Genomic DNA, 22,644 nt, shown 5'->3' with positions numbered 1-22,644 from the left:
TTTACCAGTGTTGGCAGGCTGAGCGAAATGCCTGAAAGTGAGCGTAGGTATGGCATGATGTTCTGGAGACTCCTTGCCGTTTTATCCGTTACCGCCCTGGGCAGTCTGCATGCGCAGCTGGCCAACCAGCCTCCGGTGCCGGTCTGGATCGGGGCGGAGGCCGGGGGCGGCATTGAGCGTTCCTTTGTGCAAGAAGGCAGGCTTTTGAAGGCCATCCTGCTGGTGGCGGCAGGAACGGAGACGGAGGTGCTGCTGAATGATCGCGTGGTGGGCACAGTGAGGACGGAGGAGGGAGAGCCTGCCAAAAGCCTGGATGTGACCGCTTTCATCCGTGAGGGGACGAACGAACTTTGCTTCAAAAGCGTGCGGCTGCGGGTGGCGGCGCTGCTGGAGCTGAACGGGGATCTGGCGCGCAAGCAGTGGGTGGTGACGGATGGTGCCTGGACCGGTACGGCGGGGAAGCCGGTCTCCTTGGGCGCGGTGGATGCAGATCCGGCGAAGAATCCCTTTGATTTCAAAAAGACCTTCGATGCCTACAATAGCTGGCAGCTTGCCAAACGGGACCGGCAGAGCCAGGCCACGGATGCGGGAGGGTTTACCGTGCCGGAGGGATTTCAAGTGGAGCTGATGCGCTCCGCCGGGGCGGATGAGGATTCGTGGGTGGCCATGGCTTTTGATCCGCAGGGACGCATCACGCTGGCCAGGGAGAAAAAGGGCCTGCTGCGGTGGGACATGGCGACGGATCGCATGGAGGTCATCAATGAGAACCTGGAAGAATGCCGGGGTCTGCTGTATGCCCACGGTGCCTTGTATGCGCATGCCAATGACAGCAAGGGGCTCTATCGCCTGGCGGATAGGGACGGGGATGGCAGCCTGGATGAGGTAAAGGAGCTGGTCCATACCGAAGGCGGAGTCGGGCATGGGAGGAATCACTTGAAGTTAGGCCCGGACGGCCATCTGTGGCTGGCCTGCGGGAACAATGTGCTGCTGCCCAGTCCCATCGCGGAAAAGTCACCGCTGCATCATTATGCCTGGGACCAGGTCCTGCCGAACCCCTGGGATGGCACCATGTTTGACGGCACGGTGGAGATGCCTGCTGGCTATATCATGCGGGTGGCTCCGGATGGCAGCGACATCCGCATCATGGCCGGCGGTCTGCGCAATCCGCTGGACATTGCCTTCAACAAGGAGGGTGAGCTTTTCACCTTTGATGCCGACATGGAGCGCGATGTGGGTGCGCCCTGGTACATGCCTAACCGTGTGCTGCATGTGGTTAGCGGCGCGGACTTTGGCTGGCGGCGCGGCACCGGGCGGCTGCCTGCCGGGTATGTGGACACGCTGCCCAGCGTGGTGGACATCGGCCTGGCATCGCCCACCGCCGTGTTCTTTGGTTATGGAGCCAGCTTCCCGGCCAGATATCAGGAAACACTGTTCATCTGCGACTGGTCCTATGGACGGATCATCGCCGTGGACATGAAAGCGCAGGGCGCGAGCTATGCGGGGACTTTTGAATCCTTCGTCACCGGGCGTCCGCTGAATGTAACGGACGGCTGTATCGGCCCAGACGGTGCGATGTGGTTCACCACCGGCGGGCGCGGCACGCAGAGCGGCCTCTACCGTGTGACGTGGAAAGGCAAGGCTGACGTGGCTGGCGGAAAGGGAAAAATGGATGCTGGCAAAGAGCTGCGCAACCTGCGGCATGAACTGGAAACTTTGCACACGGGAGAGTTGGCGGATGAAAAGCAGGCCCTGCGGCTGGCGCTGTCAAATCTGGACCACGCTGACCGGCACATCCGCTGGGCCGCACGCGTGGCGCTGGAGCGGCTGCCTGTGCGGCTTTGGCAAAAACAGATCCTCGGCGAACCCACCGGCTGGCGTTCCCTCCTGGGCTGTCTGGCCTTGACCAGGGCAGGGGAGGGGACGGTGCAGCCGCAGATTTATTCCCGCCTTTTGTCCATGGACTGGCAGCGCCTGGATGCTGAGCAGCAACTTGCTTTTCTGCGAGTGATGGCGGTCAACATGGCGCGGCATGGGCCGCCCTCGGAAGAGCAACGAAGCGCGCTGCTGGCGATGCTAGAAGCCTTGTATCCGCAACCAATGACCCGGGTGCCTTTGAACCGCGAACTCTGCCGCTTGCTAATCGCGCTGAAGTCGCCGCAGGTGATCGCCAAGACCCTGCCGCTCTTGCAGGAAGTGACGACGAGCGAGGACCTGCTCTTTTACCCGCTGCACCTGCGCTACTTGACAGAGGGATGGACGTTGGAATCCCGGCGCGTGATGTTTGAGGCGCTGAACCGTGCAGAGAAGATGAACGGAGCCAGCACATTTTTCAAAACTCTCCAGGACACCCGCAGCGAGATGGCGGCGACCATGAGCGCGGAGGATGTGGCAGCCCTGGCCGCACACATCCACCCGCCGAAGCCGGTGGCCCTGGCCCCACATGCCATGCCGGGTCATACCTATAAGGTGTGGAAGATGGAGGACCTGGAGGGCAAGCTCGATCAGGTTGGTAAAGGCCGTTCGTTTGAAAACGGCAGGGCGGCGGCGATCACGGCTCAGTGTGTTTTCTGCCATCAGATGAGCCCGGACCGCAGCCTGCCTGCGGGCTTGTTTGGACCGGAGCTGGTGAATGTATCGGCACGGTTCAGCCGTCGCGACCTGCTGGATCACATCCTCAATCCATCCAAGGTGGTGGATGAAAAATTCCGCTATATCACCGTCACCCGCCAGGATGGAAGCCAGGTCACCGGCAGCCTGGAAAGCGAGGATGACGAGCGGGTCATTTTGAAACCGAACCCGCTGAGCCCGGAGATGGTGGAGGTGGGGAAAAGCATGATCCGTGAGCGGCAAATCACCGAAGCCTCCCCGATGCCTGCCGGGCTGCTGAACAGCCTGAAGCTTGAGCAGATCCTGGATCTGCTGGCATTCATCGAGGCGGGCGGCGAAAAGAAATGAGGCCTGCAGCCATCCAGTTAGCGCCGCCGGGGCGTTCCTTTTCTGACAAACACCCAATCCGGCATTCGACAATTTCCTTTTTAAACGCTAGCCTGCCCCTCCATGAACGCAGCCATCGCCCCCGCCATCGCCTCCAAAATTGAAGCTCTCTGTGCCGCCATCGCCGCCGATCCTGAAGTGCAGTCCGCACGCAGCAACGCGGAAACTTTCCTGGCCGATGAAAAGGCGGTGGAGCTTTATCGCGATGTGATGACCCTGGGCCGCAGCCTGGAGCAGCGCCACCGCAGCGGTGCAGAAATGGAGCCTGAGGAAGTCAGCCGCTTCCAGTCCCTGCAGGAGCAGGCCGATGGCAATGACACCATCCAGAGCTTCATGGCCGCGCAGGATCTGCTGCAGGATGTGGCCAACAAAGTGAACGGCTTCATCACCAAGACCCTCGAAAAAGGCCGCGTCCCTACCCACGATGAAGTCTTCGGCCAGGCCGGTTGCGGCACCGGCTGCGGGTGTCATTGATACCGGTGTTCAGTATGCAGTTTTCAGTCTCCAGAGTCCCCACTTCGGAGCTGAAGACCGAACACGGAAAACTGAAAACCGAACACGGCATACTGTAAACTGCCTCCCCATGCACCCTGCCTCCGCTACCATCTTCGAGGCCCGTGGCCTACGAAAGGTGTACCATACCGGAGAGCTGGACGTGGTGGCGCTGGACGGGGTGGACATCCAGTTTCACTCCAGTGAGCTGGTCGTGCTGCTGGGAGCCTCCGGCAGCGGCAAGTCCACACTCCTCAATATCCTCGGCGGGCTGGATACGCCGACCAGCGGCCAGCTCAAATACAAGGGTTGGGACCTGGGCGGCGGGGATGAGCGCACGCTGACGCTTTTCCGGCGCAACTGCGTGGGCTTCGTTTTCCAGTTTTACAACCTCATCCCCAGCCTCACCGCGCGGGAAAATGTGGCGCTGATCACCGACATCTCACGCGATCCGATGAAGCCGGAAGAGGCGCTGGCACTGGTGAACCTGGAGCACCGCATGGACCACTTTCCCAGCCAGCTTAGTGGCGGCGAGCAGCAGCGCGTGGCCATTGCGCGGGCCATTGCCAAAAAACCGGAGGTGCTGTTATGCGATGAACCGACAGGCGCGCTGGATGTGAATACGGGCATCGCCGTGCTGGAGGCCGTGGAGCGCATCAACCGCGAGCTGGGCACCCTGACCGTCATCATCACCCACAATGCCGACATGGCCGGCATGGCGGACCGCGTGCTGCATCTGAAGGACGGCCAGATTGTGAACTCGCATCACAATGAAACGCGCGTGCCGGTGACGAGCCTCAAGTGGTAGCCAGACGCCTCACGCCAGGCTCGCTTGCGGCCGCCACAGCAGCTTCATGGCGATGACGCCGATCCACGGTGCCAGGCCGGCGATGACCAGGCCAATGTCATAGGATCCCGTGTTATCTGCCAGCATGCCGAAGACCGTATGCAGGGGCGATGTCACCGCCCACACCCACATGCTGAGCAGGCCGGTGATCATGCCGACGTGCAGCTCGGACAGCTCCTGCACAAAGCTGTAGTAGCAGGGGAAAAGCGCCAGTGCTCCGGCCCCGATGAGCAGCAGCACGCCCAGCAGCATCCAGCCCTGGCCGAGAAAAGGCAGCGCCACGCTGAGAGAGGTCAGGCAGCAGGCGGCGGCATATACCCAGCGTCGGGACTGATGCGCAGTGAAGGCAAACCGGCGCACCAGCCAGAGCGAGGCCACGCCTGCCAGTACGCAGCCCACATCGGTGGAGATGTAGTACGCGGAGTTAAAATTCAGCGCCTCGCTTTCGGCATACCCGCGCCCGGTTTGCAGAAACTTCATCATCCACACGCGATACATGTGCCAGACCGTCTGCGTGCCGGTGATGAGCAGGGCCAGCGCCCAGAAGCTGGGGCTGATTAGGATGCTCCAGAGCTTCGCCGGCGGCGTGAGGGTCTTGCGCACCGGCGCTTCCAGATCACGCGGACGCAGCATGATGAACCAGGCCACCACCCAGAGCAGGCCGGACGCGCCCACGACGATGAAGGCATACCGCCACGAGCCGAGGTCGTCCGTCATCAGCAGCTTCATCACCTGGGGCGTGATGATGGCACCAATGGAGGCCCCGCTTTGCAGGATGCTGTTGCCCATCGTGCGCTCCTTTTCATTCAGCACGGCAAAGGTGGTCTTCAGCGCACAGGGCCAGTGCCCGGCCTCGAAGAAACCCAGCAGCGTGCGGCAGATGAGCAGCCCGTTGTAGTCCTGTGTCCAGCCGGAGGCCATGCCCATCACGGACCAGCCTGCCAGGACCAGGGGATACAGCCAGTAGATGCGGATGCGGTCCGCCAGGAAACCAAAGACCAGCGAGCCTGCGGCGAAGGCCCAGCCAAAGGCGAGCTCGAGATTGCCGTATTGCCTTTCACTGAGGCCGAACTCCTCCGTCACGCGAACGGAGGCATTCGCCAGCGTGACGCGATCCATATAATTGATCGTCGTGGCGAGCAAAAGCAGGCCGGTGATCCACCATTTCCAATGAGAGGAGCGCGTCATCGAGCTTATACGCAGGGTTTCCGGGCAAATTCAACGAAGCCTGACAATCGTATCAGAATCAGCCGCAAAATGCTCAAAGTGGGACAGACACGCGCCGACAGGGGCTGGACGACATTCGCTTTTTTGCATGATCACATACAGCCAGTTTTGAAACTTATGTCGATTTCGAAATAGCTCATCTATGAAAATGATCCACCGGTTTTTGCTTGGCACTATGTTTTGCATTACCGGAGCTTCATGCACACAACTTGCGCCTATGGAAGCCGCCGCCGTTCCCACGGTGGGACTGGTGTCTGATAAGGCCGTTGCTCAAAGGGTAAATCAGCGCACGGTGCACCGCCGAGGCACCTCCAGTTTTGAAATTCTGGCGGATGGGAAGGAAGCGTTTCTGGCTCGGCTGGCTGCCGTGGAGACGGCGCAAACATCCCTGGATTTTCAATATTTTATCTGGGCTGATGATGTGACAGGAACCGTGTTTGCGGCGCGCCTGCTGGCGGCGGCAGACCGGGGCGTGAAGGTGCGGATCCTGCTGGATATTACCAAAGGGGCGCAGTGGGAGGTGCGATCTGGGGCGCTGGCTTCGCATCCGAATATAGAGGTCGCCTTTTTCAATCCAATGACGGCTTTAAAAGGCATTTTTGCTGGCAATCCCATCCCAGTGCTTGGTGAGGTGGACCGCATGCAAAGCCGCATGCACAATAAGATTCTTGTGGCCGACAACACGCTCTTCATTGGTGGCGGGCGAAATCTTGCAGACGGGTATTTTGGTGCGGATTCAAAGCACAACATGAGAGACCTGGACTTCATCGCGAAAGGCCCCGTGGTCCAGGATGCGGCCAGGTCCTTCCAGCTCTATTGGGACTCTCCACTGACCCGAAAGGCGGACAAGACAAAAATCACCGACGACGAACGCGACGACCTGGACGATCTCCGTGAAACAACCTCCCGGAAGAAGTGGATACTCTCCCTCAAAAAAGGCTATCCCTATCCAAAGTCCATGACCAGTGCGGATGCATTCAAACTGTTGCAGGAGCTGTCCGGGCGCATGATCTGGGCGGACTATGAATTCGTTGCCGATCCGCCAGAACGCATGCTGCGGCGGGGCAAGGTGCCGTCCCCCACCTGGCGCACGAAGGAGTCCGCCCTGGCCGGGGCGCAAAAGGAGGTGGTGATGCATGCAGCCTACCTCATCCCCCAGGAGGAAGTCTTGGAGCTGTTTGGTCAGATCGGCCGACGCGGAGTGAAGGTGAGCCTGCTGACCAATTCACTGGCCTCCATTGACGGGCTCATCGCCATGTCCGGCATCGCCAACCGCCGTAGAGATGTACTGGACACCGGGGCCTCTCTCTATGAGCTGAATGCCCGCGCCCCTGTCCGTGAAAAGTACATTCATTCATCCAAAATGACCCCGCTGGGCATGCATACCAAAGGCATGGTGGTGGATGACCGGGTGTCCTTCATCGGCTCTTACAACATGGATCCACGGTCCAAATACATCAATACAGAGACCGGCGTGATCATTGACAGCCCTGCCTTTGCGGCTCGTCTAAAGGACTATTTGTTGGAGGATTTTGACGAGGTCAATTGCTGGCATCTGACCTGTGAGGAAAACGGCCGCCTGTGCTGGACCGGCGCTGATGGTGTGAAACATTACCGCGATCCTGAGGCTCCTTTGCAGAAGCGCCTCTCCTACTGGCTCCTCACGCACATGCCCTGGGAAGACCTGCTGTGATCCATCACGCCAGCAGGCCTTTCACCACATGGCCATGCACATCCGTCAGCCGGTAGCGGCGGCCCTGGAACTTGTAGGTCAGCCTTTCGTGGTCAATACCGAGCAGGTGCAGGAGCGTGGCGTGGAAGTCATGGATGTGAACTCCGTCCTTGGCGATGTTGTAGCCAAATTCATCCGTCTCACCATAGACCGCGCCGGGCTTGATGCCGCCGCCCGCCATCCACGCGGTGAAGCAGCGGGGATGATGATCGCGGCCAAAGTTGGCGCTGATTTTCCCCTGACAATAATTGGTTCGGCCAAACTCGCCGCCCCAGACGACGAGGGTGTCATCCAGCAGGCCGCGCTGTTTGAGATCCTTGATGAGCGCAGCGGAGGCCTGGTCGGTCTCTTTGGCCAGCTTGGGGATGTTTCCCGGCAGGCCGCCGTGGTGGTCCCAGTCCTGGTGATAAAGCTGGATGAAACGCACCCCGCGCTCGGCCAGTCGTCGGGCCTGCAGACAGTTGGCTGCAAAGGTGCCGGGCGTCTTCACATCCTCGCCATACATGTCCAGAACATGCTGCGGTTCATCCTCAATGGTGGTCGCCTCCGGGATGCTGCTCTGCATCCGGTAGGCCATTTCATAGTGGTCAATGCGGCTGGAAATCTCCGCATCCGGCGTGCCGGCGAACTGGTGCTCGTGCAGCTCCTTCAGCCGGTCCAGCATCAGGCGGCGGCTGCCTGGGCTCACGCCTTCCGGGTTGCCCAGATAGAGCACCGGATCCTTGGCCGCACGGAAGAGCACGCCCTGGTGCTTCGTCGGTAGAAAGCCGCTTCCCCACAGGTGCGCGCCCAGCGGCTGGCCGCGCTTGTCCTTGGTGATGAGCACGGTGAATCCCGGCAGGTTTTCATTCTGCGCCCCCAGTCCATAACTGAGCCAGGAGCCCATGCTCGGCCGTCCGGCGATCTGCGAGCCCGTTTGAAAAAATGTTACGCCCGGGCCATGGTTGATGCTCTCCGTAAACATGGAGCGCACCACGCAGATGTCATCCGCGATGCTGGCCGTGTGCGGCAGCAGCTCACTGTACCAGCCGCCCGCCTGGCCGTGCTGCGTAAACTTGAAGGGCGAGCCCACCATGGGAATGGAGCTCTGGTTACCGGACATGCCTGTCAGCCTTTGGCTGCCCCTCACACTGTCTGGAAGCTGCTCCCCGTGGCGCTGGTTCAGCAGCGGTTTGTAATCATAGAGGTCCAGATGCGACGGCCCGCCGGACATAAAAAGATAAATGATCCGCTTCGCCTTCGCCGGAACATGCGGTGCACCCAGGATGCCCGCATCCGCCGCCTTCGCCTGCTCCCTGGCCAGCATCTCCGCCAGCGCCACCCCGCCCAGCCCCATGCCAAAACGGTTGAGCAAACTGCGCCGGGAGAGAGAGGAATTCATGCCGGCGGTTGGTGTATCTAAATTAGTGTTCATTAGTGACCATTAGTGGTTTAAATTTTGGCTTCTTCACATCACATACCTGCGCCACTCCACCTTCTTGATGGCCGCCATGTTGATCAGATATCCCACCCGTTTCTGCGTCAGCCGCATGTAGTTAAAAATCTGGGCTTCGTGCTCCGGCAGCAGTTGATAGACCGCCTTCAGCTCCACCACAATCGCCCCATAGACATAGAAGTCGGGGGTATAGCGCTGGTTGAGCTTTAGCCCTTTGTAATGGATCTCAAGCTCCGGCCTGGCCTGGTAAGGGATCAAACGGCTTTCAAGCTCATGTTGCAGGCTTTCCTGGTAAACCTCCTCGCTGAGGCCTCCACCGATCTCATTGTGGACTTCAAACACGGCTGCCATCAGCTTATAACCTTCTTCTTGAAGAGGGCCGTCGAGTGTCTGGGTAATGGAAGTTCGTTTCATCCTGTTCAATAAACTTCATCTCACCTCTTCACCACCGCCGCGTCGTGATTAAGCAAAGCCTGCGCCAGCACCGTCGCCGCAGCCAGCTCAGCCGATGGAGCCGTCGTGGTTTGCGCATTCCCGGTTTTTAGCAGGGCGGCGGTTTCGTTGGGATGGGTGCGGTAGTGCTGCAATTGCTCATCATAAAGGCGGGTGCAAATGTCCATTTCCTCGGCATCCGGCGGGCGGCTGAGGCAGCGCAGGAAGGCGGCGTTGATCATCTTCTTCAGGTCGCCCTGGTTTTCGGTGTGCAGCTTTTCTCCCAGTACACGGGCGGCTTCGACATACTGCGTGCCGTTCAGCAGAATCAGCGCCTGGAGGGGACTGTCGGTGCGCTCTCGTTTTGAGGAGCAGACGGCTCTTCGTGGCGCATCAAAGGCCACCATCGCAGGCGGCGGACTGGTGCGCCGCCACGTGGTGTAAAGGCTGCGGCGATGCACGCTGTCATCCTTGGCTACCTCGAAGGGCTTGAAGGCCTCCGTCAGTTCATAAGGGTTCACTGGTGGTCCGCCTAACTTCATGTTTAACAACCCGGCGCTGGCCAGGGCGTTGTCGCGGATCATCTCCGCAGGCAGGCGGAAGCGCGGGCCACGGGCCAGCCAGGCATTTTCAGGATCATCCGCCATGGTGGCCGCATCAGCGATGCTCCGCTGCTGATAGACCTCGCTGCTGACGATCTCCTTGATGAGCCCCTTCAGATCCCAGCCGCTCTCAATGAGCCTTAACGACAAATAGTCCAGCAGCTCCGGATACAGCGGTTTCTCCCCCTGGCTGCCGAAGTCTTCGCTCGTCTTCACCAGCCCCCTGCCGAACAAACTTTGCCAAACGCGGTTCACCGTCACGCGCGCCGTCAGCGGGTGCTCCGGCGCAGTGAGCCAGCGCGCCAGACCCAGGCGGTTCAGCGGCGCGTCTTTGGGGAAGGGAGAGAGAAAGGCAGGCGTCACCGGCGGGGCCACATCGCCGCGTTTGTCATATTCACCACGGGTTAAAATGTAGGCCGTCTTCGGCTGCGGCAGCTCCTGCATCACCATGATCTCCTTTTGCGCGCCATGGAAGGCCGTCAGCTCCGCACGGGCCGCTTGCAGCTCCGTCAGCAGCGGCTCAAGGGTGGCATCAAATGGCCGCGACACATCCCGGTTGTACACCTTCAGATCATCCACCATGCCGCCTTTAAAACCCCGGTCACGGGAACGTTCTCCCAGGCTGATGGTGTCACCACCACCACCGGTGATATTCTTGGTCAGGTGGTCGCGAATGACATCCACGGAGGCCAGCTTTCCATTGATGTAGAGCTTCAGTCCCGCAGCCCGGCTGCTGCCGTCATTGGTCACTACCACATGCACCCATTCCTTCAGCGGCAGGCTTTCCTGGGCGCGGATGGAGATGGCATCGCCTGGCCAAAAATGGATGAGCGACCATTTCAATTTACCCTCCTCAATCAGCAGCTCGTAGCCCCGGCTCGCCGCATCCGTCCAGGCGCGTGAGCGATGCAGCACCACGGCCCGATCTTTCACATCCGGCGTCTGAATCCACAGCGACAGGCTGAAAGGCTGATGCCGGGAGAAATTCCCCACTGGCGTGTCCACAGGATCATCCCCTGTGAACTCCACCGCGTTCCCAAGCTTGCCCGCCACCAGCTTGTTTTCGCCTTTCAAAAGCGCCGCCGGGTCCGCCACTTTCGGAGCCTCCTCTTTGGCTTTTTTGCTTTTGGGTTTCGAGGCCTCCTGTGGCGGGGCAGGGGCAGCAGGAGGAGATGGATTCAGCGAATCCGACAGCTTATTTTTATCAAGCGCATCAAAGGTATAATGCGCGATCAAGCCCTCCTTGGTTTCGTGCGGTTCCGTTGTTTTGACACTGCCCTCGTCGGTTGCCGCCAGCTTCTTTTCCAGCGCCTGGATCTTCCTTTCCAGCTCCGCCTTTTTCTGCTTTTGCTCCTTGTCCATCAGCATCAGTGCAGGCGTGGGCGCGGAGGGCGTGAAAAAGGAATACAGCCCGGCTTCATCAATGTTTTGGAAGAAGGCGGACAGGCCATAGTACTCCGACTGCTTGATCGGATCATACTTATGATCATGGCAGCGCGAGCACTCAAAGGTCAGTCCCAGAAAGGCCGTGGCAAAGGTCTGCACCCGGTCCGCCACGTATTCGATGCGATACTCTTCCTCCACACTGCCGCCCTCAGATTCCTGCTGATGCAGGCGGTTAAAAGCCGTCGCCAAAATCTGCTCATCGGTCGCCTCCGGCAGCAGATCACCGGCCACCTGCCAGGTGATGAACTGGTCAAAGGGCAGGTTGTCATTGAAGGCCTGGATCACCCAGTCACGCCACATCCAGACCTCCCGCTCCCGGTCCACCTGGAAGCCGTAGCTGTCCGCATACCGCGCCATATCCAGCCAGTCCACCGCCATGCGCTCACCATATGCGGGAGAGGCCAGCAGGCGGTCAATGGCAGCCTCATAGGACTTTTCCAAATCTTCTCCGGTAAAAGCAGCGACCTCTTCCGGGCTCGGGGGCAGGCCGGTGAGGTCAAAGCTGAGACGGCGGATCAAGGTGTGTGCATCGCCCTTCGGTTGCAGGGCCAGGCCTCGAGATTTCAGCCTCTCGGCCACCAGATGGTCAATGGGTGTGCGAGCTCCGCTTTCTTTGGCCCCGGCTTTCCAGCGCGGCAGGCTGGCGGCATCCGGGGCGATGAAGCTCCAGTGCTGCTGATACTCCGCGCCTTCCTGGATCCATTGCTTGAGCTTGGCGATCTCACTTTCGGTTAGGCGGCCCAGCTTGGATTCCGGCGGCGGCATCACATCATCCGCATCATGGGTCATCACCCGCTGCAGGATCAGGCTCTTTTCCGGATCTCCCGGCACGATGTGCCCGTCGGCCACGGCGGCCTCCCGTTCATCCAGACGCAGGTCGGCTTCGCGGGTGTTGGGGTCGAACCCATGGCAGTGAAAGCACTTGTCCGAAAGGATGGGCCGGATGTCACGATTGAACTCCACCTGGGCCGCTGCGCAGGGCAGGGCAGGGATCAGTAAAAGCAGGGTGGTGGAGACCTTCCAAATCATGCCTTATAATACGCGACGGTGCCGTGCCACATTGTTATAAAAATGTGTCGGATCATGCGTGGTTGCATGGCGGATCCGCCTGCTATCGTCACTTGAACTTGATTCTTCCATGTCGGATTCTTGGATCAAGCATGCAGGCCAGACGCAAATACCTCAATTACACCACCGCCTGGGGCGTCAGCCTGTCACCCGTCGCGCGGGCTGGCTGGTCGGCTTTTTTGATCCACGAATGCGGATACCAGGCCGCTTTGGAAGACTGGAATCATGAGGGCGTGGACAGCCCTTTCTGGCGCTTCTATCACAATCCCAAGCCCGGCTGCCACCTGCTCTATCAGGGGCAAGAGATCCCCCTGGAGCCGGAGACCTGCGTGCTCATCCCGGCCAATACCATCTTCGACTGCTGCGGCCCCGTGCCTGCCTGCCACTGCTGGCTGCATTTCACCGTCACCCGCCTCGCTGGCACCGTGCCGGAAGGACCCGTGGTGCTCCCTATGGATGAAACATTGCGCGTCCTTATCCAGGCCGTTTTGCACACCCATGCCCAGCCCGCCAACGAGGCGCGGGACCAGCGCCTGCATCACCAGAGCGCCGCCCTGCTGCACTGCGCCTTTGCCCAAATGGACCTGCCGCCGGTGCCCACCGTACCAGATCGTTTGTTAGACGTCTTGGCCCTCATTCAAAAAGCCCCGCACTCGGAGCTGTCCAACCCCTTCTTGGCCGACCGCGCCGGCATGAGCCTCGAGCGCTTCATCCGCGCCTTCCGCCAGCACACCGGCCAGACCCCCGCCGCCTACGTCACTGCCACCCGCCTGCGCCTGGCGGGCGAGGCCCTCGTCCTGACGGACAAGACCATAGACCAGATCGCCATCGAAAACGGCTTCCCCAACCGCCACTACTTCACCCGCCTCTTCACCCGCCACCAAGGCTGCGGCCCCGCCGAATTCCGCGCCCGCCAGCATCGCAAACGGGGGCGGTGAATGTCCCGCTCTGGACTTCCTGCCGGATCTCTGAATACTGAAAACCGAACACCGAACACTGAACACCGAACACTGAACACTGAACACTGAACACTGAAAACCGTGCCCCCGCCCCTCACCTTCCTCCACACCGCCGACTGGCAGATCGGCAAGCCCTATGCCCGCATGGAGGATGAGCAAAAGCGCGTGCTGGCCCGGCAGGAGCGCCTTTCAGTCATCCTACGGATCGGCACCGTAGCTCAAGAAAAACAGGCCCAGTTCATCCTCGTGGCCGGGGATGTGTTTGATTCCACCACGCCGGACAAGGCCACTGTATCTGCCGCTTGTGCCGCCATAGGGGCCTTGAAAATCCCCGTGTATGTGATCCCTGGAAATCACGATCACGGCGGCCCTGGCAGCCTTTGGGAACAGTCTTTTTTCCTGCGGGAATGCGCCGCGCTGTCGCCGAATTTGCAGGTGCTTTTAAAACCGGAGCCGGTGGAGCTGGAGCAGGCTGTCCTGCTGCCATGCCCGCTGCTGCGTCGTCACGATGCCAGCGATACCACCGCCTGGCTTCGCAGCCTGGACATGAGCGCCTTCGGTGACAAACCCCGCCTCGTCATCGCCCATGGCAGCGTGCAGGACTTCGGCCCTGCTGCGGATGAGGAGGAAGATTCCGCCTCCTCCAACCACCTCGATCTTCTCCGCCTGCCTGCCGATCAGCTCGACTACATCGCCTTGGGCGACTGGCACGGTTTGAAGGACGTCTCTCCTCCCGTTTCCTCCACAGGAAAACTCACCGCCTGGTATGCGGGTGCGCCGGAGCCGGACCGCTTCCCACGCGGTGCTGGAAACGCGCCGGGCCACGTCATCGCCGTCACCCTTCAGCGCGGCAGCGTGGCCATCCTGGAGCCCGTCTCCACCGCCCGCCTCGGCTGGCATGAAATGGAATTTCACCTCACCGAAGACGCCGCTGTGACCCGCCTGGACAAAGAGCTGGGAGAAAAGTTCGCCGCTCGCACCGGCCAGGATTTTTTAAGGCTCACCCTCCACGGCAGCCTCGGCATCGCCGCCCTCGCAGAGCTGGACCAGTGCCTGGAAACCTGGCGCTCCCGGCTGCTGCGCCTGCGCCTTCATTCGCGTGTGAACATCGCTCCCACGGAGGAGGAAATCAGCGCCCTCGTGAGCCGCAGCGATGCGCCCTTGGCCGCCCGCGTCGCGGACCGGCTGCTGCAGGAGACTCAGTCCCCGGATGCGGAAACGGCAGACAGTGCCCGCCAGGCCTTGCGGATTCTTCACAGTGCACTCCATTCTGCCTCGTGACATTGTAAACCGGGCTTGCCATGACGATTCGTTTGATGATTAGTGTGTCACTTCGATGACCTGGTACTTCAACAACAACGGCGCAGCCGACGGCCCCTATGATGACGAGGCCATGGCTTCTCTGGTGGCGCAGAAGCGCATCCAGGCCCAGACGCTCATCTGGCATCCGGGCGTGGACTTGTGGCAGGAGATCTCCTCCTTTTCCCCGTCCTGGTGGAAGTCTGCCATGGCTTCAAATGCGGCCGGGTCTAACGAAAAGCCCGTCAAGGCCGATACGCCCACCACCACGCGCAACCTCGTCCCCATGGCCCCCCGTGCAGACAACTCCCCCAAAGTGCAAACGAGCTTTTTGAAGCGGCTCTTTGGCTGGGGCAAAAAGTAGCCCCGTAGCCGCGCTCGCCAGAGCGTGGCTGATCGGCCATCGTGGCCGAGGGGACCACCTGCTGGCGCAGGCAGCTACACCGTCACCACATCCCCATACAGTGTAAAGTTCTCGTAGTGGCTGATGCGGATGTTCACCAGCTCGCCGATGTGCCGTGACGGATTGCCTTCAAAGATGACGATCTTGTTCGTCCGGGTGCGGCCCATGAGCCGCGTTTCATTCGTCTTGCTGGTGCCTTCGCAGAGGATCTCCACCTCCTGGCCGAGCAGCTCTTCATACTTCACCCACGCATGTTTGTTCACCAGCGCCAGCAGGTCCTGGTTGCGCGCTTCCTTCACCTGCTCGCTGAGCTGGATGGCCTCGTCCATCTCCGCTGCGGGCGTGCCGCGCCGTTTGGAATAGCGGAAGACAAAGGCGTTCTCAAACTTCAGTTTGTCGAAAAGCTCACGCGTCTCCAGGTAGTGCTCATCCGTCTCGCCAGGGAAGCCCACGATGACATCCGTGGTCACCGCGATGCCGGGCCGCGCCGCGCGGATGCGCTCCACCAGGTCGGTAAACTTCGCCGCTGTGTAGGGGCGGTGCATCCGTTTCAGGATCTCGTCACTGCCGCTTTGTACCGGCAGATGCACATGCTCCGCCAGCTTCGGCAGATACGTAAAGGCCTCGATCAGATCCTTCTTATAACCGATCGGATGCGGACTCGTAAAGCGGATGCGCTGGATGCCGGGCACCTCATGCACCGCCTCCAAAAGCTGCACAAACGGGCTCTTGCCATCCACCGCCGGGAATTCGTGCCGGCCGTAAAGGTTCACGATCTGGCCTAACAAGGTGATCTCCTTAACCCCCTTGTCCGCCAGCCGGCGCACCTCCTCCACGATGTCCGCTATCGGCCGCCCGCGCTCACCCCCACGGGTGTAGGGGACGATGCAAAACGTGCATTTCATGTTGCAGCCCTGCATGATGCTGACAAAGGCCGTGCCCTGGTTTTCCTTCAGTGTGTGGTCGCGGATGGCGTTCTGGCTCGCCTTCTCCTCCTCGATGTCCACGATGGAAAAGCGCTCCTCATCCATCATGCGGGCTTCCTTGGCCCGGATGATCTCATCCACATACTCCACCACGCGGTGATATTTCTGCGTGCCCACCACCAGGTCCACCTTCGTCTTCTCCACCAGCTCACTGCCCCGGCTCTGCGCCATGCAGCCCATGAAACCCGTCACCAGCGGCACCCGGCGGCGGCGCACCATGCCCATCTTGCCGATGGCCTTTTGCTCCGCCTGGTCGCGCACGGAGCAGGTATTGATGAGCACCACGTCCGCATCGGCATCTGTGGCGGTCATGGTGTAGCCGCGCTCGACGAACATCTGCGACACCTGTTCTGTGTCGCGCTCATTCATCTGGCAGCCGTAGGTCTTGATGTGAACTCGTGGCATGGGGGCACAAAGCATAGCCTGGTTCTCCGTCCTGACAACTGGCCGTTGGCTGGATCTGGAACCTGGCACGGGCCGCCTTTCATGGCAAAGAATGATCCGCGAAACAGACAAACATGTGCCCATGGATGGGGGAATATTTTACAGGCAATTGCAGGCTCTGCTGATGATAATTTAATCCATGCGGGTCAAAACCGTTGCGAAAGCATGCATTGCATGATGCAACTCACGGCGAATTTTCTTGTAAAGATTGGGTCCAAAAGTGAGCCTGACTTTTTGTTCAAATTAAATGTTGTCAGATTTGATAAAAGTATAATATTTATAAATAATATCACAATTCACTCCCGATGAACACACCGTGCAAGACATCCTCCATTGTGGCCATGCTCCTGGCGAGCACAGCCTTTTTCTCCCAGGCTGGTGAGCCCATGCCACCGCCGCCCACCTCTGAGCCATCGGCTTTGGAGCAGTATTTCATGCAAGACTACATGCTGGGAGACTGGGGCGGCCTCAGAACACGGCTGGCAGAAAACGGCGTGGAATTCGAGTTTTTCTATGTAGGCTCCATGCCCACCAACCTGGGCGGTGGCATCCGCGCAGGTTCAGCTTATCAGCATGGCTTCCTGGCGGCTTTGGACCTGGATACGACGAAGTTGGGACTCTGGAAGGGGGGCCATTTTCATCTCTCCGGCGTCTCCCTAGAGGGGCGGCCCTTTGCGGATACCTATGTAGGGGATTTGAATAAAACCAACCTGGTGGACTTCCCGGCGGATACCCGTCTCTGGCAGGCCTACTACGAGCAGAGCCTGTTCAATGACAAGTTTGTGATCAAAGCGGGTCTCATGTCGGTGGACCGGGATTTCATCCTGCCGGAGCTGTATAACTCCCTGGCGTCCATCAACTTCATGAACCAGACGTTTTTCTATCCGACGATGGCGTTTAACCTGTATGACATCCCAGGGTTTCCGCCGGGGTCACACTCGCTGCCTTCCACGCCATACGGGTCCCTCGGCGTGTTGCTGAAGTGGCAGCCGACGGAGAAATTTTACATCCAGGCGGCCATTTATGATGGCAATCCGGATGACAGCTCCTCCGGCACCCGGCTGGCGCTGCGCAGTGAGGAAGGAGCGCTGATGTATTTTGAAACCGGATTCCGCCTCAACCAGGGCAAAGATGATCGTGGCCTGCCAGGGAACTACAAGATCGGCGGTTACTACCACACGGATGAGTTTTATGACATCTACTCGACGGCACTTTCTTTGATCCCGCTTGCCGCCCCAGAAATCCACCAGGGCAACTATGGGATCTATTTCCTGGCCGAGCAGATGCTCTGGCGCGAACAGGGCTGGGATGACCCGGCGCAGCAGGGGATCGTCGGCTTTTTCCGCGTGGCCGGTGCGCCATCGGATCGCAACCTGGCCGAGTTTGGCATTGATGGCGGTCTGGTCTTCAAAGGCCTCATCCCTGGCCGCGACTACGATACCTTTGGCATCGGCGCTTCCTATTTGAAGATCAGTGAAGAGGTGACGAAGGCCCAGCGCGACATCAATGCCGTCCTGGTACCATTCGGCTTTGCCCCCATCCAGGAGGCCGACTACGAGGCCGTCATCGAGGTGAACTACAAGCTGCAACTGGCCGCCTGGTGGACGCTGCAGGCCAGTCTGCAATATGTTTTCCACCCCGGTGGGCGTGCCGGAGCGTCCCTCGCTTCCCAGTCCATCCCGGACGCCCTCGTGCTTGGCATCCAGACCACCCTGCGGTTTTAATCAACCCGAGCGTATCCATTCCCGAGGTGCCGATGCTCCCGCGTCGGCACCTTTTTTGTTGATGCTCAGAGACTCATCTCCAGGTTTCAGCCTTTCGAAGGCTGAGTCTGAGTTCGAGGTACCGCATTTATGCGGGGATTGAGGCCTGATTCGCTCGCCTCCTCGCCCTTCACGCCCCTTCCAGCCCGCCTCCGGCACGGCAGGCGGTCGGCGTCATGCCGGTGTGGCGGCGGAACCAGGCGGTGAAGTGCGGCGGGTGGCGGAAGCCCAGGGCAAAGGCGATCTCCTTCAGCGGAGTGGTCTCCTGCGTCAGGCGCTGACGGGCGTGGTCCAGGCGGCGACGCTCCTGATAAACCTGCGCCGTCATGCCCAGGTCATCCCGCAGCAGTTGATGCACGCGGCGCGGCGTCAGGTCCAGTTCCAGGGCCACGGTTTTCAGATCCGGTGCCTGGTACAGCGGACAGGCTTGCAGCCAGGCGCGCAGCCTTTCCATCCGCTTGTCCCCGGCCCGCTGGCGCGCCATGGGGGCGATGCCAAGCCGGTGCAGGGTGGCCACGTAGAGCGCGAACCATTCCCCAAAAGCCGCCTCATGCCGCGCCCATCCTTCCAGCGTGCGTTGCCGAGGGGCCGTGGCCTCCGGATAAGTCACTTCTTTCCGGCGGCCATGCACCTCCGTGAACAGTCTGCGCGTGGCCTCATGCAGGGCCTTCACCTGGCGGCCCGGTACGCTCGCATTGAGACCCGTTTGATAGAGCGGCAGACCGTCCGGCCACTGGCAGCGCAGGCCCACGGACAGCAGACGCGTGCCTTCCTCAAACCACTGCCGCCGCTGGCCCGGCGCTGTCAGAAACGCCTGGCCTGGTTTCACCACGATCTCGCTTCCATCCACATCTATTTTCACCAGGCCGCTCTGCACAAACAGTACTCCCGGCGGCACCGTGATCTTCTGCGACCACACCCGTGATCTCGGCGTCAGCCCGTCATACACCCACAGCCACTCGCATTGCAGGCTCTGCCAGAGCGCGGGCGTGAGGAGGGCAGGGGAGGACATGCTTTTAACGGAGCGCAGCCGCCTGCGTCCGCAAGCCCGGACTCCGCCCAGGCCATCTTGCGGGCTTCCTGATTCATAAGCGATTTCATCCACGCATAAGCCTCCGCGCTTGTCACAGGCGGGTGCTCCATGCTGAACTGCGGCCCATGAAATCCGCCCTCACCAGCCTGCTGCTCCTGGCCTGCGCCATCGCCCTGCCCGCGCAGGAGCCGCGCCAGCTCAGCGGCATCTACCCGCACCTGGCCATGTTTAACCATGAAGGCGAGTGCGGCACCGGGGCCGTCGTGCCCTGGGCGGACCGGCTCTGGGTCATCACCTACGGGCCGCATTTGCCCTTCGGCTCCAGCGACAAGCTTTACGAAATCACTCCCGAGCTTCACCAGATCATCCGGCCGGAGAGCGTCGGCGGCACGCCGGCCAACCGCATGATCCACAAAGAGACGCAGCAGCTCCTCATCGGCCCCTACGTCATTGATGCGGAGCGGAAGGTACGGGTCATCCAGCCTAACCAAATGCCTGGCAGGATCACCGGCAATGCCCGCCACCTCACCGATCCCACCAACAAGGCCTATTACGCCACCATGGAGGAAGGCCTGTACGAGGTGGACCTGCGCAGCCTGGAGGTCACCGGACTCATCAAGGACGGTAATAAACCCAAGCCTGACTTTTCCAAAGAAACCCGCCCGGCCACCCTCGCCTCCGAGCTGCCCGGTTATCATGGCAAAGGCCTCTATTCCGGCCACGACCGCCTGGTCTATGCCAACAATGGCGACCGTGACAAACGCGTCCTCACCGATCCCGCTACCCCTAGCGGTGCCCTGGGCGAGTGGACCACGCCCGGCCAGGACTGGCAGCTCGTGCGCCGCAACCAGTTCACCGAAGTCACCGGCCCCGGCGGCCTCACCGGCAATGAACATCCCGAAACCGATCCCGTCTGGAGCATCGGCTGGGACCACCGTTCCCTCATCCTCATGTGCCTGAGTGGTGAGCGGAGCGCGGACACTCCTGTCCGCTCCTCCTCCCAGCGCGGCGAAGCCGCCACTTCCAATGCGGACGAGGGCGTCCGCGCTCCGCGCTGGTACAGCTACCGCTTGCCCAAATCCAGCCACAGCTACGATGGCGCCCATGGCTGGAACACCGAGTGGCCGCGCATCCGCGACATTGGGGAGGAAGAATTGCTCATGACCATGCACGGCACCTTTTGGAAGTTCCCGCGCAGCTTTGCCCCCGGCAGCAGCGCAGGCATCGCCCCGCGCAGCAACTACCTTAAAGTCATCGGCGACTTCGCCCGCTGGGGCGACCGACTGGTTCTTGGCTGCGATGATTCGGCTAACAAAGAGTTTCTCAATGTCCGCAAGGCCAAGGGAAAGCTGGCCGGCCCCGGCAAATCCCAGTCCAACCTCTGGTTTGTGGCTCCTGAAAAGCTGGATGCGCTCGGCCCCGTCATCGCCCGTGGAGCCGTGTGGCTGGAGGATGAGGTCAAAGCCTCCGTGCCGAGCGAGCCCTATCTCTTCGCCGGATACACGCACCGCTCCTTGCACCTCGTTTCCGGCCATGAGGCGGAGGTGGATCTCATCATCGAAGCCGACCTCCAGGGCAACGGCCAGTGGCAGGAGCAGCAAACGCTGACGCTGCCTGCCAAAGGCAGCCGGTGGATCGAATTCCCAACCGATGCTCCCGGCATCTGGCTGCGCCTGCGGGCTAAAACGGATGCAGCCAAGCTCAGCGCCGTCTTTCATTATCGCAGCGACGATGCCCGCCCGGCCACCGCCGCCGCCATGTTTGATGGCATCGCCACCCCGGAGGACACCGCCGTCACCGGCGGTGTGCTGCACGCCCGGGGAGCCGGGTTCAGGACCCTGCGCTTCATCTCCGCCGCCCCCGGCCAGCCGGCCGCCGTGTATGACATGGGCAGCGCCTTTGACCTTACCCCCAAGGACGATCCAGCGGGCCAGGCCTGGACCTCTAAAAACGCCGCCATTCCCGAAGGCGTGCTGGAATACGATTCCGCCTCCATCCTGTATGTGGATGACAAAGGCCGCTGGCGCCTGCCGCGCGGCCATGCAGCCTTCGATCAGCAAAGCTTGTTAGGCCTGGAGCGCGTCTGCCGCGAGGTCTGCACTGAGCGGGACCTCTTCAATGCCGGCGGCACCTTCTTTGAGCTGCCTGCGGAAAATGCCGGCGGCTTCGCCAAAATCCGCCCCGTCACCACCCACAACCGCCGCATCCAGGACTACGCCAGCTATCGCGGTCTGCTCGTCATCAGTGGCCTGCATGCTGATGCTGCTGGCGAGCACATCATCCGCTCCAGCGATGGCAAGACTGCACTCTGGGCCGGTGCGGTGGATGACCTCTGGCAGTTCGGCAAACCGCATGGCTTCGGAGGTCCCTGGAAAGACACCTCGGTCACCGCCGGCGTCCCCAGCGATCCTTACCTCTTCACCGGTTATGATCAAAAACACCTCACTCTGACCAGCGACAAAGCCGCCAAGATCCGGGTCGAGGCGGACATCACCGGCACCGGCCTCTGGGTGACATATCAGGAGTTCGATGTGAAGCCCGGCATGGAAACCCAGCACACCTTTCCCCCCAGCTACGGTGCCTACTGGCTCCGCTGTGTGAGCGATGCCGATGCCGTCATCACCGCCCAGTTGCGGTATGAGTAAAGTATTCATCACTCTCCAAATTTCAAATAGCGTCGATTGGTTAATGAGTGTGCATCCTGCCGTGCCGTAGGGCGGATGTGTTCTGCGCAGAATGATTCCGTGGTCCTGAAACAGCCCGCCCGCAGAACTATCCGGCTATCCCCGGCGGTGCCCATTTTCCTGCGACGGCCTTCCGGAAAAAACGCCTGCCTGCCAGCCTCCTCACCTTCAAAGAAAGCCGGATAGTTCGGCGAGGAAATCGGGGGGCTGCGATCCGCATTTGCGCCGAACACATCCACCCTACCGCCTCGCAAGCTGTGGAAGCTAACCCAGGAAGGCTGAAAACCCGCCAGAGTTTTTGAGGGCCAGGTTTTTGCAGCCGTCCGTCGCGATCCAATTGTTGTTAGACCAGTTCAGCAGGAGAAATCGTGTGCGGTTTGCAGCACTCACTCAGGCTTCATCCCAGGAAACCACTCCACATGCTGGTCTCCCTGGCGGCCCAGATAGGTCACGCGGCCACCGCGCAGAAAGGCATAATAACTCTGCACGCCGGCCTTCATGGCCCGCTGGGTGAAGTCACGGAAGTTCTGCCCGTGAAGCTGGCTGTCGCGGATGTTTGCCTGCAAATCCGCCGCAGAAAATTCCGCCTCAATCTCCGGCAGGCCTTCATAAACGATGGGGGCCGTCACCACACCTCCGGCACCGTCATAAAAGCTCTTTTTCAGTGTCGCATAATCCACATGGTAGTATTCGACGCCTTCACTCATCAAGCAGGCCACCGCCTCAGGAAACGATTGTTTTCCGGCCAATGTCTGGCGGGCGGATTTGAGGATGCGGGTGGCATTCATAGAGATGGAT

General features: G+C 60.6%; 16 protein-coding genes. 9 read left to right on the top strand and 7 right to left on the bottom strand.

Going from position 1 to position 22,644, the window contains the following annotated elements:
- Nucleotides 1-54 precede the first annotated feature (54 nt).
- From WJU23_RS19885 to WJU23_RS19875, 3 genes are all read left to right on the top strand, one after another.
- On the top strand, nt 55-2,955 hold the full coding sequence (locus WJU23_RS19885; RefSeq protein ID WP_346334369.1) for a hypothetical protein: 2,901 nt from the start codon (nt 55-57) through the stop codon (nt 2,953-2,955).
- A 102-nt stretch (nt 2,956-3,057) separates the two neighbouring features.
- Nucleotides 3,058-3,468, top strand: coding sequence for a YlbF family regulator (locus WJU23_RS19880; RefSeq protein ID WP_346334368.1), 411 nt, complete (start codon nt 3,058-3,060; stop codon nt 3,466-3,468).
- A gap of 109 nt (nt 3,469-3,577) precedes the next feature.
- Entirely contained in the window at nt 3,578-4,294 is a 717-nt protein-coding gene (locus tag WJU23_RS19875; RefSeq protein ID WP_346334367.1) for an ABC transporter ATP-binding protein, read from the top strand.
- A gap of 9 nt (nt 4,295-4,303) precedes the next feature.
- Here WJU23_RS19875 and WJU23_RS19870 read toward each other — a convergent pair whose 3' ends face one another.
- On the bottom strand, nt 4,304-5,521 hold the full coding sequence (locus tag WJU23_RS19870) for an MFS transporter (RefSeq protein WP_346334366.1): 1,218 nt from the start codon (nt 5,519-5,521) through the stop codon (nt 4,304-4,306).
- A gap of 256 nt (nt 5,522-5,777) precedes the next feature.
- Between WJU23_RS19870 and WJU23_RS19865 the strand changes: the two genes are divergently transcribed.
- Nucleotides 5,778-7,253 (top strand): phospholipase D family protein, encoded by a 1,476-nt coding sequence (locus WJU23_RS19865; RefSeq protein ID WP_346334365.1) that lies wholly within the window; start codon nt 5,778-5,780, stop codon nt 7,251-7,253.
- 4 nt (nt 7,254-7,257) lie between these two features.
- On the opposite strand, the gene WJU23_RS19860 is transcribed toward WJU23_RS19865, so the two are convergent.
- The 3 genes from WJU23_RS19860 to WJU23_RS19850 all read right to left on the bottom strand — a co-directional run bounded on the left by WJU23_RS19860 (nt 7,258) and on the right by WJU23_RS19850 (nt 12,236).
- Nucleotides 7,258-8,673: a DUF1501 domain-containing protein gene (locus WJU23_RS19860; protein ID WP_346334364.1), complete on the bottom strand. Its 1,416-nt coding sequence runs from the start codon at nt 8,671-8,673 to the stop codon at nt 7,258-7,260.
- 66 nt (nt 8,674-8,739) lie between these two features.
- Nucleotides 8,740-9,141 (bottom strand): GxxExxY protein, encoded by a 402-nt coding sequence (locus WJU23_RS19855; RefSeq protein ID WP_346334363.1) that lies wholly within the window; start codon nt 9,139-9,141, stop codon nt 8,740-8,742.
- A gap of 20 nt (nt 9,142-9,161) precedes the next feature.
- Complete coding sequence (locus tag WJU23_RS19850; protein ID WP_346334362.1) at nt 9,162-12,236, bottom strand: DUF1553 domain-containing protein; 3,075 nt, start codon at nt 12,234-12,236, stop codon at nt 9,162-9,164.
- Nucleotides 12,237-12,367: 131 nt separating this feature from the next.
- Here WJU23_RS19850 and WJU23_RS19845 point away from each other — a divergent pair, with 131 nt between their 5' ends.
- From WJU23_RS19845 to WJU23_RS19835, 3 genes are all read left to right on the top strand, one after another.
- Nucleotides 12,368-13,213 (top strand): AraC family transcriptional regulator, encoded by an 846-nt coding sequence (locus WJU23_RS19845; RefSeq protein WP_346334361.1) that lies wholly within the window; start codon nt 12,368-12,370, stop codon nt 13,211-13,213.
- Between the two features lie 102 nt (nt 13,214-13,315).
- Complete coding sequence (locus WJU23_RS19840) at nt 13,316-14,515, top strand: DNA repair exonuclease (RefSeq protein WP_346334360.1); 1,200 nt, start codon at nt 13,316-13,318, stop codon at nt 14,513-14,515.
- A gap of 55 nt (nt 14,516-14,570) precedes the next feature.
- Nucleotides 14,571-14,897, top strand: a complete 327-nt coding sequence (locus WJU23_RS19835) for a DUF4339 domain-containing protein (protein ID WP_346334359.1) — start codon at nt 14,571-14,573, stop codon at nt 14,895-14,897.
- A gap of 74 nt (nt 14,898-14,971) precedes the next feature.
- Here WJU23_RS19835 and miaB read toward each other — a convergent pair whose 3' ends face one another.
- Nucleotides 14,972-16,327, bottom strand: a complete 1,356-nt coding sequence (miaB, locus tag WJU23_RS19830) for a tRNA (N6-isopentenyl adenosine(37)-C2)-methylthiotransferase MiaB (protein WP_346334358.1) — start codon at nt 16,325-16,327, stop codon at nt 14,972-14,974.
- Between the two features lie 344 nt (nt 16,328-16,671).
- Here miaB and WJU23_RS19825 point away from each other — a divergent pair, with 344 nt between their 5' ends.
- The gene (locus WJU23_RS19825; protein ID WP_346334357.1) at nt 16,672-18,090 is read left to right on the top strand and encodes a carbohydrate porin; all 1,419 of its coding nucleotides are present in this window, start codon (nt 16,672-16,674) and stop codon (nt 18,088-18,090) included.
- Nucleotides 18,091-18,259: 169 nt separating this feature from the next.
- Here the strand turns inward: WJU23_RS19825 and WJU23_RS19820 are convergent, their stop codons facing one another.
- The gene (locus WJU23_RS19820; RefSeq protein WP_346334356.1) at nt 18,260-19,141 is read right to left on the bottom strand and encodes an AraC family transcriptional regulator; all 882 of its coding nucleotides are present in this window, start codon (nt 19,139-19,141) and stop codon (nt 18,260-18,262) included.
- Between the two features lie 146 nt (nt 19,142-19,287).
- Between WJU23_RS19820 and WJU23_RS19815 the strand changes: the two genes are divergently transcribed.
- Complete coding sequence (locus tag WJU23_RS19815) at nt 19,288-21,807, top strand: hypothetical protein (protein ID WP_346334355.1); 2,520 nt, start codon at nt 19,288-19,290, stop codon at nt 21,805-21,807.
- A gap of 425 nt (nt 21,808-22,232) precedes the next feature.
- On the opposite strand, the gene WJU23_RS19810 is transcribed toward WJU23_RS19815, so the two are convergent.
- Nucleotides 22,233-22,634: a DUF1398 domain-containing protein gene (locus WJU23_RS19810; RefSeq protein WP_346334354.1), complete on the bottom strand. Its 402-nt coding sequence runs from the start codon at nt 22,632-22,634 to the stop codon at nt 22,233-22,235.
- Nucleotides 22,635-22,644 lie beyond the last annotated feature (10 nt).

This window comes from Prosthecobacter sp. SYSU 5D2 (genome assembly GCF_039655865.1).
Lineage (GTDB): Bacteria > Verrucomicrobiota > Verrucomicrobiia > Verrucomicrobiales > Verrucomicrobiaceae > Prosthecobacter.
This window is presented reverse-complemented; position numbering and strand designations above follow the sequence as displayed.

Excerpts from the sequence above, each read along its gene's own strand:
- WJU23_RS19875 (WP_346334367.1), top strand. The coding sequence starts at position 3,578 with ATGCACCCTGCCTCCGCTACCATCTTCGAGGCCCGTGGCCTACGAAAG.
- miaB (WP_346334358.1), bottom strand. The coding sequence starts at position 16,327 with ATGCCACGAGTTCACATCAAGACCTACGGCTGCCAGATGAATGAGCGC.
- WJU23_RS19815 (WP_346334355.1), top strand. The coding sequence starts at position 19,288 with ATGAAATCCGCCCTCACCAGCCTGCTGCTCCTGGCCTGCGCCATCGCC.
- WJU23_RS19885 (WP_346334369.1), top strand. The coding sequence starts at position 55 with ATGATGTTCTGGAGACTCCTTGCCGTTTTATCCGTTACCGCCCTGGGC.
- WJU23_RS19860 (WP_346334364.1), bottom strand. The coding sequence starts at position 8,673 with ATGAATTCCTCTCTCTCCCGGCGCAGTTTGCTCAACCGTTTTGGCATG.
- WJU23_RS19855 (WP_346334363.1), bottom strand. The coding sequence starts at position 9,141 with ATGAAACGAACTTCCATTACCCAGACACTCGACGGCCCTCTTCAAGAA.
- WJU23_RS19825 (WP_346334357.1), top strand. The coding sequence starts at position 16,672 with ATGAACACACCGTGCAAGACATCCTCCATTGTGGCCATGCTCCTGGCG.
- WJU23_RS19880 (WP_346334368.1), top strand. The coding sequence starts at position 3,058 with ATGAACGCAGCCATCGCCCCCGCCATCGCCTCCAAAATTGAAGCTCTC.
- WJU23_RS19820 (WP_346334356.1), bottom strand. The coding sequence starts at position 19,141 with ATGTCCTCCCCTGCCCTCCTCACGCCCGCGCTCTGGCAGAGCCTGCAA.
- WJU23_RS19810 (WP_346334354.1), bottom strand. The coding sequence starts at position 22,634 with ATGAATGCCACCCGCATCCTCAAATCCGCCCGCCAGACATTGGCCGGA.
- WJU23_RS19835 (WP_346334359.1), top strand. The coding sequence starts at position 14,571 with ATGACCTGGTACTTCAACAACAACGGCGCAGCCGACGGCCCCTATGAT.
- WJU23_RS19845 (WP_346334361.1), top strand. The coding sequence starts at position 12,368 with ATGCAGGCCAGACGCAAATACCTCAATTACACCACCGCCTGGGGCGTC.
- WJU23_RS19850 (WP_346334362.1), bottom strand. The coding sequence starts at position 12,236 with ATGATTTGGAAGGTCTCCACCACCCTGCTTTTACTGATCCCTGCCCTG.
- WJU23_RS19870 (WP_346334366.1), bottom strand. The coding sequence starts at position 5,521 with ATGACGCGCTCCTCTCATTGGAAATGGTGGATCACCGGCCTGCTTTTG.
- WJU23_RS19865 (WP_346334365.1), top strand. The coding sequence starts at position 5,778 with ATGGAAGCCGCCGCCGTTCCCACGGTGGGACTGGTGTCTGATAAGGCC.